This window comes from Streptomyces sp. NBC_00341, assembly GCF_041435055.1.
GTDB lineage: Bacteria > Actinomycetota > Actinomycetes > Streptomycetales > Streptomycetaceae > Streptomyces.
Window position 1 is genome coordinate 3261769 of sequence record NZ_CP108002.1, and the last position, 15938, is coordinate 3277706.

General features: G+C 71.9%; 9 protein-coding genes. 5 read left to right on the forward strand and 4 right to left on the reverse strand.

Going from position 1 to position 15938, the window contains the following annotated elements; genetic code table 11:
• Positions 1 to 194: 194 nt before the first annotated feature.
• Positions 195 to 1838, reverse strand: a complete 1644-nt coding sequence (locus tag OG892_RS14630; protein WP_371629378.1) for a protein kinase — start codon at positions 1836 to 1838, stop codon at positions 195 to 197.
• Between the two features lie 500 nt (positions 1839 to 2338).
• Here OG892_RS14630 and OG892_RS14635 point away from each other — a divergent pair, with 500 nt between their 5' ends.
• The 5 genes from OG892_RS14635 (at position 2339) to OG892_RS14655 (ending at position 12371) form a co-directional block, all read left to right on the forward strand.
• Positions 2339 to 5887, forward strand: a complete 3549-nt coding sequence (locus OG892_RS14635) for an FHA domain-containing protein (RefSeq protein WP_371629379.1) — start codon at positions 2339 to 2341, stop codon at positions 5885 to 5887.
• A gap of 227 nt (positions 5888 to 6114) precedes the next feature.
• Positions 6115 to 7485, forward strand: coding sequence for an ABC transporter substrate-binding protein (locus tag OG892_RS14640; RefSeq protein ID WP_199884510.1), 1371 nt, complete (start codon positions 6115 to 6117; stop codon positions 7483 to 7485).
• A gap of 4 nt (positions 7486 to 7489) precedes the next feature.
• Entirely contained in the window at positions 7490 to 8914 is a 1425-nt protein-coding gene (locus OG892_RS14645) for a carbohydrate ABC transporter permease (RefSeq protein WP_371629380.1), read from the forward strand.
• A complete protein-coding gene (locus OG892_RS14650) occupies positions 8911 to 9834 on the forward strand; it encodes a carbohydrate ABC transporter permease (RefSeq protein WP_328866872.1) in 924 nt (307 codons plus the stop codon). The genes OG892_RS14645 and OG892_RS14650 overlap by 4 nt, the downstream gene beginning before the upstream one ends.
• Before the next feature lie 365 nt (positions 9835 to 10199).
• Entirely contained in the window at positions 10200 to 12371 is a 2172-nt protein-coding gene (locus OG892_RS14655; RefSeq protein WP_371629381.1) for a CDP-glycerol glycerophosphotransferase family protein, read from the forward strand.
• A gap of 93 nt (positions 12372 to 12464) precedes the next feature.
• Here OG892_RS14655 and OG892_RS14660 read toward each other — a convergent pair whose 3' ends face one another.
• The 3 genes from OG892_RS14660 to OG892_RS14670 all read right to left on the reverse strand — a co-directional run bounded on the left by OG892_RS14660 (position 12465) and on the right by OG892_RS14670 (position 15650).
• The gene (locus OG892_RS14660) at positions 12465 to 12839 is read right to left on the reverse strand and encodes a hypothetical protein (RefSeq protein ID WP_328866871.1); all 375 of its coding nucleotides are present in this window, start codon (positions 12837 to 12839) and stop codon (positions 12465 to 12467) included.
• Positions 12840 to 12909: 70 nt separating this feature from the next.
• Positions 12910 to 14424 (reverse strand): bifunctional glycosyltransferase/class I SAM-dependent methyltransferase, encoded by a 1515-nt coding sequence (locus OG892_RS14665; protein WP_073738155.1) that lies wholly within the window; start codon positions 14422 to 14424, stop codon positions 12910 to 12912.
• 83 nt (positions 14425 to 14507) lie between these two features.
• A complete protein-coding gene (locus OG892_RS14670) occupies positions 14508 to 15650 on the reverse strand; it encodes a glycosyltransferase family 39 protein (RefSeq protein WP_371629382.1) in 1143 nt (380 codons plus the stop codon).
• Positions 15651 to 15938 lie beyond the last annotated feature (288 nt).

A 15938-nucleotide genomic window follows, 5' to 3' on the forward strand; every position in this document is an offset into this window, starting at 1 on the left:
TCAGCGGCTGGCGATTGGGCCCTCGCGCAACAACCCCCGGTCGACAAAGTTACGCGGCGATCGGGGGGTTGCGTGCCCTGGATGGCGCCAACCTTCACTTCTGCGTACGAATTGCCAGCGAATTGGTTCGCAGAAGTCGATATAGCTACAGAATTGACGGGGCGTCCAGCCGGACCGGCGGCGCCCCGTCCCCGTCAGTTACCGCTGTCGCCGCCCAGCGCCGAGACCCAGTCGCTGATCTGGCCGGCGGCGTCGCTGATCGCGTGCCAGTAGCTCTGGCCCTGCCCGATCCAGTCCTTCAGCGGCGTGAGTTCCCAGATCAGCCAGCTCGCGACGACGAGGAGGACCAGCGTGAACAGGCAGCCCTTCAGGCAGCCGAGGCCGGGGATCTTCATCGGGTTGGCGCTGCGCTGCCGGGGCTCGCGCGGCGCGCGCTGAGCAGGCTGCTGGGGTTGCTGCGGCTGCTGAGGCGGCGCGTACTGCTGACGCTGCTGCTGCGGCTGGTACTGCTGCTGGGGCTGGTACTGCTGTTGCTGCTGGGGGTACTGCTGCTGAGGCTGCTGCCGGTTCTGCGGGGGGTACTGCTGCTGCCCGCGCGGCTGTTGAGGCTGCTGTTGCGGCTGGCGCTGGGGGCGGCGGCGCAGCGGGTCCTGGCTCGGGTCGAGGTACTGGACCTGGGTCTGGTCGTTGCGGTCGCGGGCGGCCTGGAGCTGCGACTGCCAGGGGTGCGGCCCATCGGACTGCGGGGCGCCCTCGGGCTGTGCCGGGACCGGCGGCATGACCGCGGTCGGGTCGGGGTGGCCGCCGCCCTGGCCGGCGTTCTGCTGCATCACGCTGGTGGCCGCGTTCGGGTCGTACGAGCCGGCGTTGCTCGGCAGCACCTGCGTCGGGTCCGCCGCTCCGGGCGTCTCCGGGACGGCGGTGGGCGCCGGGTCGGGTGCCAGCAGGACGGCCACTCCGTCGGCGGCGGCGATCTGCGCCGAGTTCGCGTGCACGCCGATACCGGCGGCGACGGTGCGCAGCGCGCGGGCCAGGTTCTCCGCGCTGGGCCGCCGGTCCGGGTCCTTGCTCAGGCAGCGCTCTATGACGGTCCACAGGGGCTCGGGGACCGTGCTGGGGCGGCGGGGCTCCTCGCTGAGGTGGCGCTGCAGGACTTCGAGCGCGGTGCCCCCGGCGAACGGCGGGCGGCCGGTGAGCAGCTCGTACAGCAGGATCCCGGCGCCGTAGATGTCGACGGCGGAGGTCTGCGGGCGGCCCTCGGCCGACTCGGGCGCCACATAGGCCGGCGTGCCGACGAACTCGTGGGTCCGGGTCAGCCCCGGGGAGTCCGCGAGCCGGGCGATGCCGAAGTCGGTGAGCATCGGGTGCATCTGGCCGTCGCGCTCGGAGACCAGCACGTTGGCGGGCTTCAGGTCGCGGTGGACGACGCCGTCGGCGTGGCTGGCGGCGAGCGCGTCCGCGATCTGCGCGGTGAGCAGCGAGGCGGCGACCGGGCTGAGCGGGCCGTTGTCGCGCAGGTAGTGGTGCAGGTCGGGGCCGTCGATCAGGTCCATCACCAGGGCCAGGAGGTCTCCCTCCACGACCAGGTCACGGGTGCGCACGATGTTCTCGTGGGTCAGCCGCAGCAGCACGGAGCGCTCGCGCAGGAACCGCATCACGACATCCGCGTCGTTGGCGAGCTCCTCCTTGAGGACCTTGATCGCGACGAGCTCGCCGGGCTGGCCGGTGACGGCCGCCTCTGCGCCCGCGGCCTCGCGCTGGCGGGCGCGCCAGACGGTGCCCGTGGCGCCGCGTCCCAGCGGCTCCTCGAGCAGGTACTTGCTGCCTACCGGCCGCACGTCATGCGCTCCCTGCTGCTCGTGGTACTTGCGGTCCCCCGGATTCCCTCCAGGAGTTTCCGGCCCACTCTAGAGCCTGTCCGGGGGTGGGCGACCGACTCCGTCCGGTTGCCGCTTTGTCCGGAATTCCCTGAGGGGGCGGGTCTTGGCGCCCCGGGGTGCACCGGTTGCGGAGGAAGACGCCCACTTCGTACGGATGGTTGCCGCACCGGGGGGCGCACGATGTCTCCGGGCGCCGGAACGGACCGTACCGGCCGCGCCGGGAACGGGCCAAGCAGGCACTTTTGTGCGCACAGCAGACGTTTCAAGATCACTTAGCGGTGACCCCCGGGCGTGTTGTCAGTGGCAGGTGCGAGGATGCCTCAAGCACGGAACTGTGGGGGCGGGAGCCCCGCGTTACGTGACGAACCTGTACCGGACGACGCGTCCGTGCCGGGTGGGGGGAATCACAGGGCGTTTCCCCTGCCGGGCACCGCGCGCAGAAGGGACCGCTGACGGCGATGCAGATCCGGCTGACCGTCCTCGCGCCGCGCAGCGGCCAGACCCCGGCGCGCGCCTGCGATGTGCTGGTCACCGCCCCCGTGGGGACGGCGCTGGCCACCGTGGCGTCCGGCCTGGCCGCGGCCGTCTCCGGGGCCGACGGCTCCCTCGGCAGCGGCGCGGTGGTGCTGTTCGCCGGGCGGGAGCGGCTCGACGCGCAGCGCAGCGCCCTCGGCGAGCCGCCCCTGGTCGACGGGGCGGTGCTCTCGCTCCAGGTCCCGGGCGAGGACGAGTCGACGGACGAGACCGTCCCGGCGCGGCTGCACGTGGTCGCCGGACCGGACGCCGGCGGGGTCCACCTGCTGCACGGCGGGCAGATCCGGATCGGGCGCTCGGCCGAGGCCGATGTGCCGCTCGACGACCCGGACGTCTCGCGGCTGCACTGCGCGGTGACCGTCTCCGACGACGGCCGGGTCACGGTGGCCGACCTGGGCTCCACCAACGGCACCTCGCTGGACGGCGCGGAGGTCCGCGACCGGCCGGTCCTGCTGCAGCCGGGTGCGCTGCTGCGGCTCGGCGAGTCGACGCTCCGGCTGACCTCGGGTGCGCGTACGCCGACGCTGGCGACGGCGCCGGACGGCGAGGGGCATCTGCGGGTGGCCGCTGCCCCGGCCGACCCCGGCCCCGGTCACGGGGACGGCTCCGCCCACGCGTACAGCGCGGCCGTTCCCCCCGGGTCCGGCGCCGACGACGAAGCCGCCTTCCACGAACACGGGCACGGGCACCGACACGGGCCCAGCCACGAGCACAGCGCGGACGACGACGGGCGCGGGCAGTCCCGGCCCCGGCCCGGCTCCGAGCCCCCCGGCCGCCACCCGGACGAGGAGGCGCCCCGGCGCGGCATAGGCGCCTGGGCCCGCCGGCTCGCGGGCGGCAAGGGCGATCCGGTGCACGAGAGCGCGCCCGACGAGACGCCCGCACCGGTCCCGGCCCCCGCCACCTTCACCGCACTGCCCACCGCTCCGGAGGGCACCTGGCCCGATCCGGCCGCCGTCCTGCTGACCGCGCTCGGCCCCGGCCCCCGGCTGTGGGAGCGCGACACCGCGCATCCGGAGGCGCTGGTGGTCCGGCTGGGCACCACCGAGCGGGCCGAGCTGCCGGCCGTACCGGTGACCGTGGGGCTGCGGGAGGCGGGCTCACTGGGGCTCGCCGGACCACGGGACCGGCTGGCCGGGCTCGCCCGCTCGGCCGTGGCACAGCTGGCCGCCCTGCACTCCCCCGCCGATCTGGAGATCGTGCTGATCAGCACGGACCGGGCGCGCGGGCTCGACGAGCGCAGGCGCGAGTGGTCCTGGCTCGGCTGGCTGCCGCATCTGCGCCCGATGCACGGCCAGGACTGCCGGCTGCTGCTCGCGTACGACCGCGAGCAGGCCGCCGCCCGGACCACGGAGCTGGTGCGCCGGCTGGACGACGGGCCGCTGGGCCCCGGCTGGGCGAGCCTGGACCGCGCGACGGTCGCCGAGGCCGCCCGGCACTACGAGGGCCCGTTCACCGTGGTGATCGTGGACGGCGACCCCGGCTCCTCCGCCCTGCGGGAGAGCACCGCCCGGCTGGCCTCGGCGGGCGCGGCGGCGGGCATCCACCTGATCTGTCTGGCCGAGACCCCGGCCGCCACCCCCACCTCCCCGGTCGCGGCGACGTACGAAGCGGCGTGCCACGCCTCCATCGCGTTCCGGGAGTGCGGGGCCGTGGCGATGCTCAGCGGTGACGTGGCGACGGCCCTGCGGCTGCTGCGCACGGCGGGCGGCCGGGCTGCGGGCCACGGCACGGTCGCCACGGTGGACGCGGTCTCCGCGCACTGGGCGCAACGATTCGGCAGGGCGCTGGCCCCACTGCGCGCGGAGGGCCCGTCCGGGCTGCCGGGCCGACCCGCCGCGGTGGCGCTCCCGCCCTCCGCCCGGCTCCTGGACGAACTGGGCCTGGCCCGTGCCACCCCGGCCTCCCTGATGGCCCGCTGGGCCTCGACGGCGGACGACCAGCCGGGCGCGACGGTGCGCGGCTCCGGCAGCTGGACGGGCACCCGCGCCCCGGGCCCGCGCGTGGGCGCCCAGCGCACGAGCTCCGAATCAGCCCGCACGGACGGCCCCGGCTCGGGCCGCACGCCGTACCCGGAACGGCCCGGCGCATACGACAACAGCACCTCGGGCCGCACCCCGTACCCGGACCGCTCCGGCACGTACGACACCACCGGCTCCGGCCGCACCCCGTACCCCCGGGTGGGCGGGCAGCGGTACGACGCGGAGACACGGGAACCGCAGAGTTCGCGCACCCTGCCCGGCTCCGACACCCGCGGCTCCGATACCCGCGGCTGGGACGGGTCCGCGGATGTGCGGGACAGCGACAGCCTGCGGTCCGCCGGTTCCGGGCGCTCCTCCGGCCGGGTCAGCGGGCCGCGTCAGGGCGACGCGCCCCGGGTCTCCACCGCGGACCCCGGTGCCCGCCCGGCGGCCCGTCCCGATGAGGGTGCCGCGTTCGCCGGGCGGCCCGTCGTGGTGCTCGGGGCCGGTCCCCGGGGCCCGGTGAGCGTGGATCTCGCCGACGAGGGGCCGCACCTCCTCATCGAGGGGCCCGGCGGCAGCGGACGTACCGAGCTGCTGAGGGCCGTCGCCGCATCGCTGGCGGCCGCCGCCCGGCCCGACCGGCTCGGCATCCTGCTGGTCGACGGCGCCGGGGGCGAGCGCGGCGAGAGCCTGCGCCCCTGCACCGAACTCCCGCACGTGTTCACGCACTTGGTGGCCTCGGATCCGGTCAGGATGCGGGAGTTCGCGCAGGCGCTGGGCGCAGAGGTGAAGCGGCGGGCCGAGCTGCTCGGCGGGCTCGACTTCACCGAGTGGCACAGCCGGTCGGACGCGGCGCGGCGTTCCGCCGGTCAGCGGCCGCCCAGCACGCCCGGCGGACAACACGGCGACGTGGACTCCCAGATGACCGGCACCCTGCAGCTGCGGCCGATGGCCCGGCCGCCGGAGCCGGGCCCGTCACCGCTGCCCAGGCTCGTCGTGCTGGTGGACGACTTCGACGCGCTGATCGCCCCCGCCCTCGGCAGTCCGGGCCGGCCTGCCGCCGGTTCGGTCGTCAGGGCGCTGGAGACCGTGGCCAGGGAGGGCGGCCGGCTCGGCGTCCACCTGGTCGCGACGTCCGCCCGGCCGGACCGCACGCAGGACACCGACCTGGCGCACGGGGCCCGGCTGCGGGTCGTGCTCGATCCGCCCACCGTTCCGCCCTCACCGGACGCTCCGGCGCCCGGCCGGGGCCGGCTGGGCCATCCGGACGGGCGGGTGACGCCGTTCCAGGGCGGCCGGGTCACGGGCCGCATTCCGCGTACGGCGACGCTGCGGCCCACGGTCGTACCGCTGGAGTGGGAGCGGATGGGAGACCCGCCGACCCGCCGCCCGGTGCGCGAACTGGGCAACGGTCCGACCGATCTGGCGTTGCTGGCCAGCGCGCTGGAGCGGGCGGCGCGTTCGGTCAACGCCGTGCCGCTGGCACCCCTCGCACCCGCCCGTCCCTGAGGGCGACCGGCCCGCGACTACGGGCCGGTCGTCCCCAATCTCCGTATACCGTCACTGACTTGACGTCACGAGCCCACAACGATCATTGAGTTGGTCCCGATTCCGGTATTGCGGCACCCCGGTGCCGGGCGTAGGACTGTGCGCACACGACCAAGTGAAGAATGACCGGAACCGTCGGAGTCCGGCGGTTCCGATCGGTGCACGCGCACAGGAGAGACGGGGCAGGGATGCGCACAACGCTTCGGATTCGCAGGGCCGCCATGGTCTTCACAGCCATCGGAGCACTGGCCCTCACCGGCTGCGGCGACGACGGTGACGGCGGAAAGGGCAAGGCCGACGGGGGCGGCTCCGAAGGCGGCAAGGACAGCGCGTCGAGCGTCGTCCTGCCGAAACTGGACGGCGAGAAGATCTCCGTCGCGGCGGTCTGGACCGGTCCGGAACAGGCCAACTTCGTCAAGGTCCTGAAGGAGTTCGAGAAGCGCACGGGGGCGACGGTCACCTTCGTCCCGGCGCAGGACCCGATCGTCAACTTCCTCGGTACGAAGATCGCGGGCGGCCAGCCGCCGGACGTCGCGATGATCCCGCAGGTCGGCGCGATCCAGCAGGCCGTCGCGAAGAAGTGGGCGAAGCCCGCCGGGGACGCGGCGAAGGCCCAGCTGACCAAGAACTACTCCAAGGTCTGGCAGGACCTGGGCGCCGTGGACGGCACCCAGTACGGGGTGTACTTCAAGGCCGCCAACAAGTCGCTGATCTGGTACAACGCCAAGGCGTTCGAGAACGCCGGGGCGAAAGAGGCGAAGACCTGGAAGGACTTCCTGGCCACCGCCGAGACGGTGTCCGCCTCGGGTGTCACCCCGGTCTCGGTCGCCGGTGCGGACGGCTGGACGCTCACCGACTGGTTCGAGAACGTCTATCTCTCCCAGGCCGGTCCGGAGAAGTACGACCAGCTGGCCCAGCACAAGATCAAGTGGACGGACCCGTCCGTCAAGGACGCGCTGACCACCCTCGGGCAGCTGTTCGGCAAGCCCTCCCTGATCGCGGGCGGCGCGGACGGCGCACTCCAGACGGAGTTCCCGGCGTCGGTCACCCAGACCTTCACCGGCGGTGACCAGCCCAAGGGCGCGATGGTCTTCGAGGCCGACTTCGTCGGCGTCAACATCCAGCAGACCAAGGCCAAGATCGGTACGGACGCCAAGGTGTTCCCGTTCCCCGCGGTCGGCGCCGAGTCGCCCGTGGTGACCGGCGGGGACGCGGCGGTGGCGCTGAAGGACACCAAGGGCGCCCAGGCCCTGCTGACCTGGCTGGCCTCCGCCGACGCCGCGAAGATCGCGGCCGAGCAGGGCGGGTTCATCTCGCCCAACAAGGCCCTGGACGTGGCCGCTTACCCCAACGAGGTGCAGCGAACGATCGCGAAGGCACTCATCGCGGCCGGTGACGCCGTCCGGTTCGACATGTCCGACCAGGCCCCGCAGTCGTTCGGCGGGACGCCCGGCAAGGGTGAGTGGAAGAGCCTGCAGGACTTCCTGAAGAACCCGAAGGACATCGCGGGGACCCAGGCCAAACTGGAGTCCGACGCGGCCAAGGCGTACAAGAGCTGACGGGATGACGACAGCCGCAGCGGGGGGCGCCGACGAGGCGCCCTCCGCCGACACCGGAGCCCGCGGCGGGACCTCGGTACCCGCCCCCAGAAAGCCCGGGGACGGGCAGCCGCCCGTCCGCCGGGTGCCCAGCCGCAAGAGTGTGACCGGTACCCGAAGGGTCATCGCGGCGCTCTTCCTGCTGCCCGCGCTGGTCCTGCTCGGCGCGCTCGTGGTCTATCCGATCGTGTACTCCGTCTACCGGTCCTTCTTCGACCAGGCGGGTACCGGGTTCGCCGGACTCGACAACTACAAGGCGCTGTTCTCCGACGACACCATCCGTACCGCGATCAAGAACAACGCGATCTGGGTCGTCCTCGCACCGACCGTCTCCACCGTCCTCGGCCTGATCTTCGCCGTGCTGACCGAACGGATCCGCTGGGGCACGGCGTTCAAGCTGATCGTCTTCATGCCGATGGCGATCTCGATGCTCGCCGCAGGCATCATCTTCCGGCTGGTGTACGACCAGGCGCCGGAGCGCGGCATCGCCAACGCCGTCGCGGTGGGCGTGCACGACACGTTCAACGGGTCGACCGGGTTCCCCAAGGCGCACCCACTGCCCGTCCACCCGCTCAAGGCGGCCGGCGGCGGGTCCTTCGTGACCAAGGCGCCGGTCCGGGCCGGGGAACCGGTCCAGCTGCCCCTGGTCGGGGTGGCGCCCGCGAAGATGCCCGGCGACGCGAAGCCCGCGCGAACCCCCGCGAAGGCGGACGGCGGGAAGATCACCGGCACCGCCTGGCTGGACTTCACCAAGGGCGGCGGCGGGAAGCCCAACGTCATCGACGCCTCGGAGCTCGGCCTCAAGGGCATCGAGGTCGAGGCCGTCAAGGGCGGCGAGGTGGTCGCCTCGGCCACCGCGGGCGCCGACGGCACGTTCACACTGCCCGCGGCGGCGGACGGCGCCGAACTCCGGCTCCCCGCCTCCAACTTCAGGGAGCCGTACAACGGCGTCGACTGGCTCGGGCCGAGCCTCGTCACGCCCGGCATCATCGGCAGCTACGTCTGGATGTGGGCGGGCTTCGCCATGGTGCTGATCGCGGCCGGACTGGCGGGTCTGCCGCGCGAACTCCTCGAAGCGGCCCGGGTCGACGGGGCGAACGAGTGGCAGGTGTTCCGCCGGATCACGGTGCCGATGCTCGCCCCGGTCCTCGCGGTGGTCCTGGTGACGCTGATGATCAACGTCCTGAAGGTCTTCGACCTGGTCTTCATCATCGCGCCGGGCTCCTCGCAGGACGACGCGAACGTGCTGGCGCTCCAGCTCTACCGGTCCTCGTTCGGCACGGACGCGGACCTGGGGATCGGCAGCGCCATCGCCGTACTCCTGCTGCTGCTGGTGGTCCCGGTGATGCTCTTCAACATCAGGCGGATACGGAAGGAGGGGCGCCGATGACGACGTCCACGGCCACGGCCCCGCCCGCCGGGGCGGGCGACGCCCCGGACACCGGCACGGCGAAGGCCGGGCGGTCGCTCGGCGCCCGGATCGCGGCACGGGCCGGCGGCGGCGTGATGCGGGTCGTCCTGATCCTGGTGGCCCTGTTCTGGCTGATGCCCACCATCGGGCTGTTCCTGTCCTCGCTGCGCAGTGCGGACAAGATCGCGGCGACCGGCTGGTGGAAGATCTTCACCACCCCGTCCGAGCTGACCTTCGACAACTACCAGCGGCTGCTGGACAATTCGACGATCACCGACTCGCTGTTCAGTACGGTGATGATCACCGTCCCGTCGACCGTTCTGGTCGTGGTGATCGGCTCGCTCGCCGGATACGCCTTCGCCTGGATGGAGTTCCCGGGCCGCGACTGGTGGTTCCTTGTCGTGGTGGGGCTGTTGGTGGTTCCGGTGCAGGTGGCGCTGATCCCGGTCTCCAAGCTCTTCGGCACGGTCGGGATCTTCGAGACGACCTTCGGCGTGATCATCTTCCACACCGCCTTCGGACTGCCGTTCGCCATCTTCCTGTTGCGCAACTTCTTCGCGGAGATCCCGCGGGAACTGCTGGAGGCGGCGCGGCTCGACGGGGCGGGCGAGATCCGGCTCTTCACCCGGGTCGTGATGCCGCTGGGCGGTCCGGCGATCGCCTCGCTCGGGATCTTCCAGTTCCTCTGGGTGTGGAACGACATGCTGGTCGCCCTGATCTTCGCGGACTCCGACTCGCCGCCGATCACGGTCGCACTCCAGCAGCAGGTACGGCAGTTCGGCAACAACATCGACGTGCTGGCGCCCGGCGCCTTCGTCTCGATGGTGATTCCGCTCGCGGTGTTCTTCGCCTTCCAGCGCCAGTTCGTCTCCGGCGTCATGGCGGGCGCGGTCAAGTAGCCGCAGGGGCGGGAGCCGCGCCGCCCCTGCGGCCTGTGTGGCCCGTGCACGTCAACGCGGGGCAGTCCGGTCAGTCACCACGGACTGCCCCGTACGCGCGCCGGGGACGCCCCGGGCCCCCGGCGGCGGACCGGGAATACCACGCCCCTCGCGCCCCTGGATGTCCAAGGTTCACTTAAGGGTGTGCGTAGTATGATAAGTGGGGCCTTCATCAGCCGCGCGGTCGACCACCGCGGCCGCCCCACCGGGCCCCCCCTTCCCCCCTCCCCCGCTATCGCACCGTTGCCAGCCCCCTGCCCGTTCTGCTGGGCACTCCGCAGTAACCTGTCTGCGCCCCAGTACGCACAGTCCGAGAAAGAGTCTGTATGCCCCGGCTGAGTGTCATCATCCCCGTCCGCCGCGCCCGAGGAAGTCTGCGCGAGTGCCTGGAGTCGGTGCTCTCGCAGTCCTTCACGGACATCGAGGTGATCGGTGTGGATGACGGCGCTCCGGACGGCTCGGGGCTCGTGCTGGACGAGTTCGCCGCCCTCGACAGCCGGGTCCAGGCCATCCACCTGCCCGCGGGCGCGGGAGCCCACGGCCGGCGCAACGCCGGTGCGGAGCGGGCCACCGGGGACTACCTCCTGTTCCTGGAGGGCCACTACATCTACCTGCCGAACGCGCTGCGGGAGATCGTGGACGGGCTGGACGCCACCGGCGACCCCGATGTGCTGGTCTTCGGCCACCGCAAGCGCCCGTTCCGGGGCAAGACCCGGGCGACCCGGTCCCTCGAGCTGCTGAGCGGCATGCCCGCGGGCCCGCACACCCTGGCCAAGCGCAAGGACCTCCTGGACATCGCGCCCGTCTCCTGGAACCGGGCGGTCCGCCGCACCGTCGCCGAGCGCGAGAGCCTGGCCTTCGGCCCCGGCCCGCACGGTGAGCGCATGTACGCGCTCCTGACGCTCGCCGTCGCCGGCTCCGTCGCCACCCTGGGCACCGCCTGCGTCGAGCACCGCCAGCAGCGCTACCTGCCCGGCCTGGCGGACGACGCCGAGCCCACGGCCGGCACGACGCCGCTGGAGCTGATCGACGCGTACGGGGACCTGATGACCTCCGTCGAGGCACGCCCGGCCCTCAGCCCGGTACGCGGACTGCTCTTCGACCGCGCCGTCCAGGAGCTGCTGTCCGCGTACCCGACGGTGACCAAGCGCCGCAGGCAGTACGTCAGCGCCGTCGCCGCGTTCCACAGCGCCCACCGCCCCGACGGCTTCACGTTCCCGGGCGGCGCGAAGGGGCTCAGGCCGCAGCTGATGAGCGGCGGCAAGTACGCCGCGCTCGGCGCCCTGGACACGGCTCTGGCCACCCGCCGCGGCCTGCGCTCTGCGCCCACCACGGCACGGGCCAAGGCGAAGAAGTCGTTCACCGCGCGCTACTACAAGGCGCAGCGCAAGCTTCCGCTGGACCCGAAGCTCGCCGTCTACGCGGCCTACTGGAACCGCGGCGTGAGCTGCAACCCCGAGGCGATCTACCGCAAGGCCCAGGAGCTGGCCCCCGATGTGCACGGGGTCTGGGTGGTGTCGAAGAACCAGGTGGACTCGCTGCCGAAGGGCATCGACTACGTGGTGCCCGGCACCCGCCGCTACTGGTCGGTGCTGGCCCGTGCCACGTACTTCTTCAACAACGTCAACTTCGCCGACCACCTGGTCAAGCGCCCGGGTCAGATCCACGTGATGACCCACCACGGCACCCCGCTGAAGATCATGGGGATGGACCAGCAGAACTATCCGGCGGCCGCTCAGGGGCTCAACTTCGACCGGCTGCTCAAGCGGGTCGACCGCTGGGACTGGAGCGTCTCCGCCAACCCGCACTCCACCGAGGTGTGGTCCCGCGCCTACCCGAGCGCCGCGCGTTCTCTGGAGACGGGCTACCCGCGCAACGACGTCTTCGCGACGGCGACGCAGGAGCAGATCGAGACGATCCGCGAGGGCCTCGGCATCCGCCCCGGCCAGCGCGCCCTGCTGTACGCGCCCACCCACCGCGACTACGAGTCGGGCTTCACCAGCCGTCTCGACCTGGAGCGGTTCTGCGCGGCCGTGGGCCCGGACACCGTGGTGATGGTGCGCGCGCACTACTTCTACGGCGGCGCGGGGCTGCCCGAGAGCCCGTCGATCATCGACGTCTCCACGCATCCGCGCATCGAGGACCTCTGCCTCGCGGCCGACGCCCTGATCACGGACTACTCGTCGGTGATGTTCGACTACGCGCACCTGAACCGCCCGATCGTGGTGCACGCCCCGGACTGGGAGACGTACCGCACGGTACGCGGTGTCGTCTTCGACCTGCTGTCCGGCAAGCCCGGCGAGACCCCGGGCGCCGTCGCGACGACCACGGACGAGCTGGCGCGGGCGTTCACCGACGGCAGCTGGGACAGCCCCGCGAACGAGGCGCTACTGAAGGCGTTCCGTGAGCGGTTCTGCCCGTACGACGACGGCCGCGCCGCCGAGCGCGTCGTGCGCCGCGTCATCCTGGGCGAGGAGCCCGCGCCCAGCACGGCCTGACCCGCCGCGCACCGGACCGTAAGGGCCCGCCACCGGAGCGTTCCGGTGGCGGGCCCTTCGCCGTGCGCGGGCCGGCCTCACGGGTCAGTACACCTAGCGCTGCTGGCCCGCCATCACCGTGGCGAGGCCGACGACCACGAGCGCCGAGCCGCCCCAGGTCCACATCGAGGTCCGCTCGTGCAGCACGGTCGCCCCGGCCAGCACGATCAGCAGGTAGCCGAGCGCGTTGAACGGGTACGCGATGGAGAGCGGCACCTTGGCCAGGGTGGACATCCAGGCGAGGGCGGAGACCGCGAAGACCACCAGGCCGACGACCACCCAGGGGCTGGTGGCGGCCCGCAGGGCGACCGAGCCACCGTGCTCCCCGGCGGCGGCCGCGGCACCCTTCATCCCGTGCTTGAGCATGATCTGGCCGCCCGCGGACGAGAACACGGCGAACAGCAGCAGCATCAGACTGGGAACGGTCAAGACCTTGCTCCTGAGGGCGGCGGCCGGGTTCTCGGACGCGTGGGCTGCGGTGGGTGGGGGGATGGTCGCCTCAGACGCCGACCCGGTCGGCGGGGACGTACTGTCGGTTGAGGATGTCCTGTACATCGACGTGCTCTCCAGCGATGATCGTCTCGGCCGCATGCGGGGTGAGCAGTGCGACGTGCTGATAGCCGAACAGCGTCGGCCGGATCCGGGTCAGCAGCCTCGAAAGACCGCCGAGTACCGCCGCGAGCGGGCCGCGCCCGAGCAGTGACCAGAACGGCGCCCCCGTCGAGGCGATGTCCAGGACGTCGTAGCCCGCGGCGCGTACCGTGCGGCGCAGGCTGGCCCTGGTGAAGAAGCGCAGGTGCGTCTCGTCGAGGATGCCCCGGCGGTCGTAGTCGAAGGCGCCGACCGCGACCCGCATCCGTGAGTACCAGTGGCTGAAGTTCGGCACGGACAGCAGCACCTGGCCGCCGGGCCGGAGCACGGTGGCGACCTCGGTGAGCACCCGCTCCGGGCGGGAGAGGTGCTCGATGACGTCCCCGGCGACGACGTAGTCGAAGTCGGTGCAGAGCTCGGGCGGCAGGCCCTCCTCCAGGTTGGCGAGGTGGAAGTACGTGCACTTCTCGCGCACTCCGGGCACCTCGACGAAGTCCACCCCGGTCACCTCGTGGCCGAGTGCCTCCAGCCGCTGCGCGAACAGGCCGCCGGAGCAGCCGAGGTCCAGGACCCGGCCGGGCGGCAGCTTGCGCATCTTCTCCAGGATGACCGCGTGCGAGGAGCCGTCGCCCTCCTTGAAGGCGTACTCGACGGGCTTCGGGATCCAGGCGCAGGTGCCGAACCCCTTGACCGCCAGGCGGTATTCGAGGACGTCCTTGACGACGTCCTTGGCGTACTTCATGCCGTTGACGTAGCAGATCTCGTCGCCGTAGTACGTGGGCACGGGGATCTCCTTGATCCGCATTCCCGCGTCGAGCAGCTGGACGATGATCTGGGTGTCGAAGTCGAAGGCGTCGGTGTTCCGGTCGACCGGCAGCTTCTTCAGGGCCTCGACGCTGTAGGCGCGGTATCCGGAGTGGAATTCGGTCAGTTGCGAACCGAGGAGACCGTTCTCCAGCCGGGTGAGGATGCGGTTGCCGAGCCATTTGTAGAGCGGCATACCGCCCTTGAGGGCGTTCCCGGATTTCATCATCCGGGACCCGAACACCGCCTCGCACTCGCCGCGTTCGATGGGTGCGACCATTTCGGGGAGCAGTTCCGGGGCGTACTGTCCGTCGCCGTGCAGGAGCACGATGATGTCCAGTCCGTGTGCGGCTGCCAGCGCGTATCCGGCTTTCTGGTTTCCGCCGTATCCGAGGTTCTTGGTGTGCCGCATCACCACGGTGCGCGGCATTCCCTCGGCCTGCGACCAGCGGCAGCCGGCGGTGAAGGTCGCGTCGTGGCTGGCGTCGTCGAGAATGAGAATCTCGTCGACCCTGGACCGGAAATCCTCCGGAATCCGGTCGAGGGTCTTCTCCAGCGTTGTCTCCGCGTTGTACGCGACCACCAGGATGCCGATCCTGGGACTCGGGCTTTCCTTCACGGGGCGTTCTCCAGTTGCGCTCGGTGCTCGTTGCTGGGATCGGGAACAGGTCGGTGGGGGGGGTGCGGCCCCGTTGTGCGCGGTCAGTTGACGGCGGAGCCGGACCGCTGCGACGTACGGGGGCCGGCGAGCGGCGGGCAGACGGCAGTTTGACGACAGGCCCTAGTGGCGAGGATGTGGCGGACGCCGGTGGCGAGGCCGACCGCGAGGACGATCCAGCCGGCGGCGCCCAGCTCCAGCACCGGTTCGCTCCAGCGCACCGCGGAGCGTCCGCTGTAGCCGAGGACGGCCGTCAGCCCGGCCACGGCGCTGTACGCGAGCCCTTCCCAGAACCCGAGAACGAACGTTCCGGCGGCCGCCCAGGTCAGGTACTGGAGGCCGGATGCGGTGGACAGGAGCAGCAGCAGGCCCAGCGTGACGGCGACGACCCCGGGCAGTTGCGCGGGCCGCAGCCACGCCAGCCAGACCCCGGCGGCCACGCAGACCAGCACGAAGAGGAAGTGGCCGCCGCCCTGCATGAAGGTGATGACGGACTCCGGCAGCCCGAGCACGTCGGCGAACCGGACGAGCCCCCAGAGCCGGTAGCTGCCGCCCTCGTACTCCAGGACGTTCTCCTTGAGCTGCAGCGGCACGGTCACCAGGACCGGCCCCCAGACCAGCGCGAACAGTGCGCCGAATCCGGCGGCGAAGCGGACCAGCACCGGCCGGCCGCCGCGCAGCGCGGCGACGAACAGCGCCGGGATCACCACCACCGGAACGAACTTGACGCTGATCGAGAGCGCCGCGGCCACCCCGGCGGCCAGCGGTGACTTCCGGTCGGCCAGCAGATGGGCCGCTGCCAGCGCGAACGCGATGGCGACCGCGTCGGTGTTGCCGTGGTAGCCGGAGGTGGCGATCAGTACCGGGCTGACGGCGACTCCGACACCGCACAGCACCGCCGTCGTCTGAGCGGCCCGGCGCCGGACGATCTCGAACACGAGAATCGCGCAGCAGAAATCAGCGAGGGAAGCGGGCGAACGGATGAGCGTGGCGAACGACATTCCGAGTTCGGAAAGACCGTTCAGGCCGAGCAGCATCCAGCCGGCCAGGGGCGGGTGGTTGTAGACGGGCAGTCCGGGCAGCGGGTGCTCATAAATCCGGACGGGGCCGTACGCGGTGACCGCCTTCGCGAATCCCGCGAAGATGCGCACATCGGCGGGGCCCGGCGAATTCGCCGCGATGACCATGCGAGTCAGTAGGCCGACGGCCGCGGCAATGAGCACAACGGCTCTTGCGCGTCGCACGTCCCAGGATTCGCATCGCATTCGGATACCCATGAAAACAGAACGTAGCAACCCGGCGACGCTATGCAACGCACCGATGAGCACACTTTTACGGCGCACGGCTCGAATACACCGCGCGCCGGAGCAAACACCGGGAAGGCAAAATCACCCGAACGGTTCACGCGGTCCGCACGGTCCGTACGCCGGTCTCCGTTCACCGTGGCGCCGCCCGGGGGTTCACCACACGCCGGT

Bases quoted from the DNA above. Each gene is read 5' to 3' on its own strand.
- OG892_RS14635 (WP_371629379.1), top strand. From the start codon at position 2,339: ATGCAGATCCGGCTGACCGTCCTCGCGCCGCGCAGCGGCCAGACCCCG.
- OG892_RS14640 (WP_199884510.1), top strand. From the start codon at position 6,115: ATGCGCACAACGCTTCGGATTCGCAGGGCCGCCATGGTCTTCACAGCC.
- OG892_RS14645 (WP_371629380.1), top strand. From the start codon at position 7,490: ATGACGACAGCCGCAGCGGGGGGCGCCGACGAGGCGCCCTCCGCCGAC.
- OG892_RS14650 (WP_328866872.1), top strand. From the start codon at position 8,911: ATGACGACGTCCACGGCCACGGCCCCGCCCGCCGGGGCGGGCGACGCC.
- OG892_RS14655 (WP_371629381.1), top strand. From the start codon at position 10,200: ATGCCCCGGCTGAGTGTCATCATCCCCGTCCGCCGCGCCCGAGGAAGT.
- OG892_RS14670 (WP_371629382.1), bottom strand. From the start codon at position 15,650: ATGGTCATCGCGGCGAATTCGCCGGGCCCCGCCGATGTGCGCATCTTC.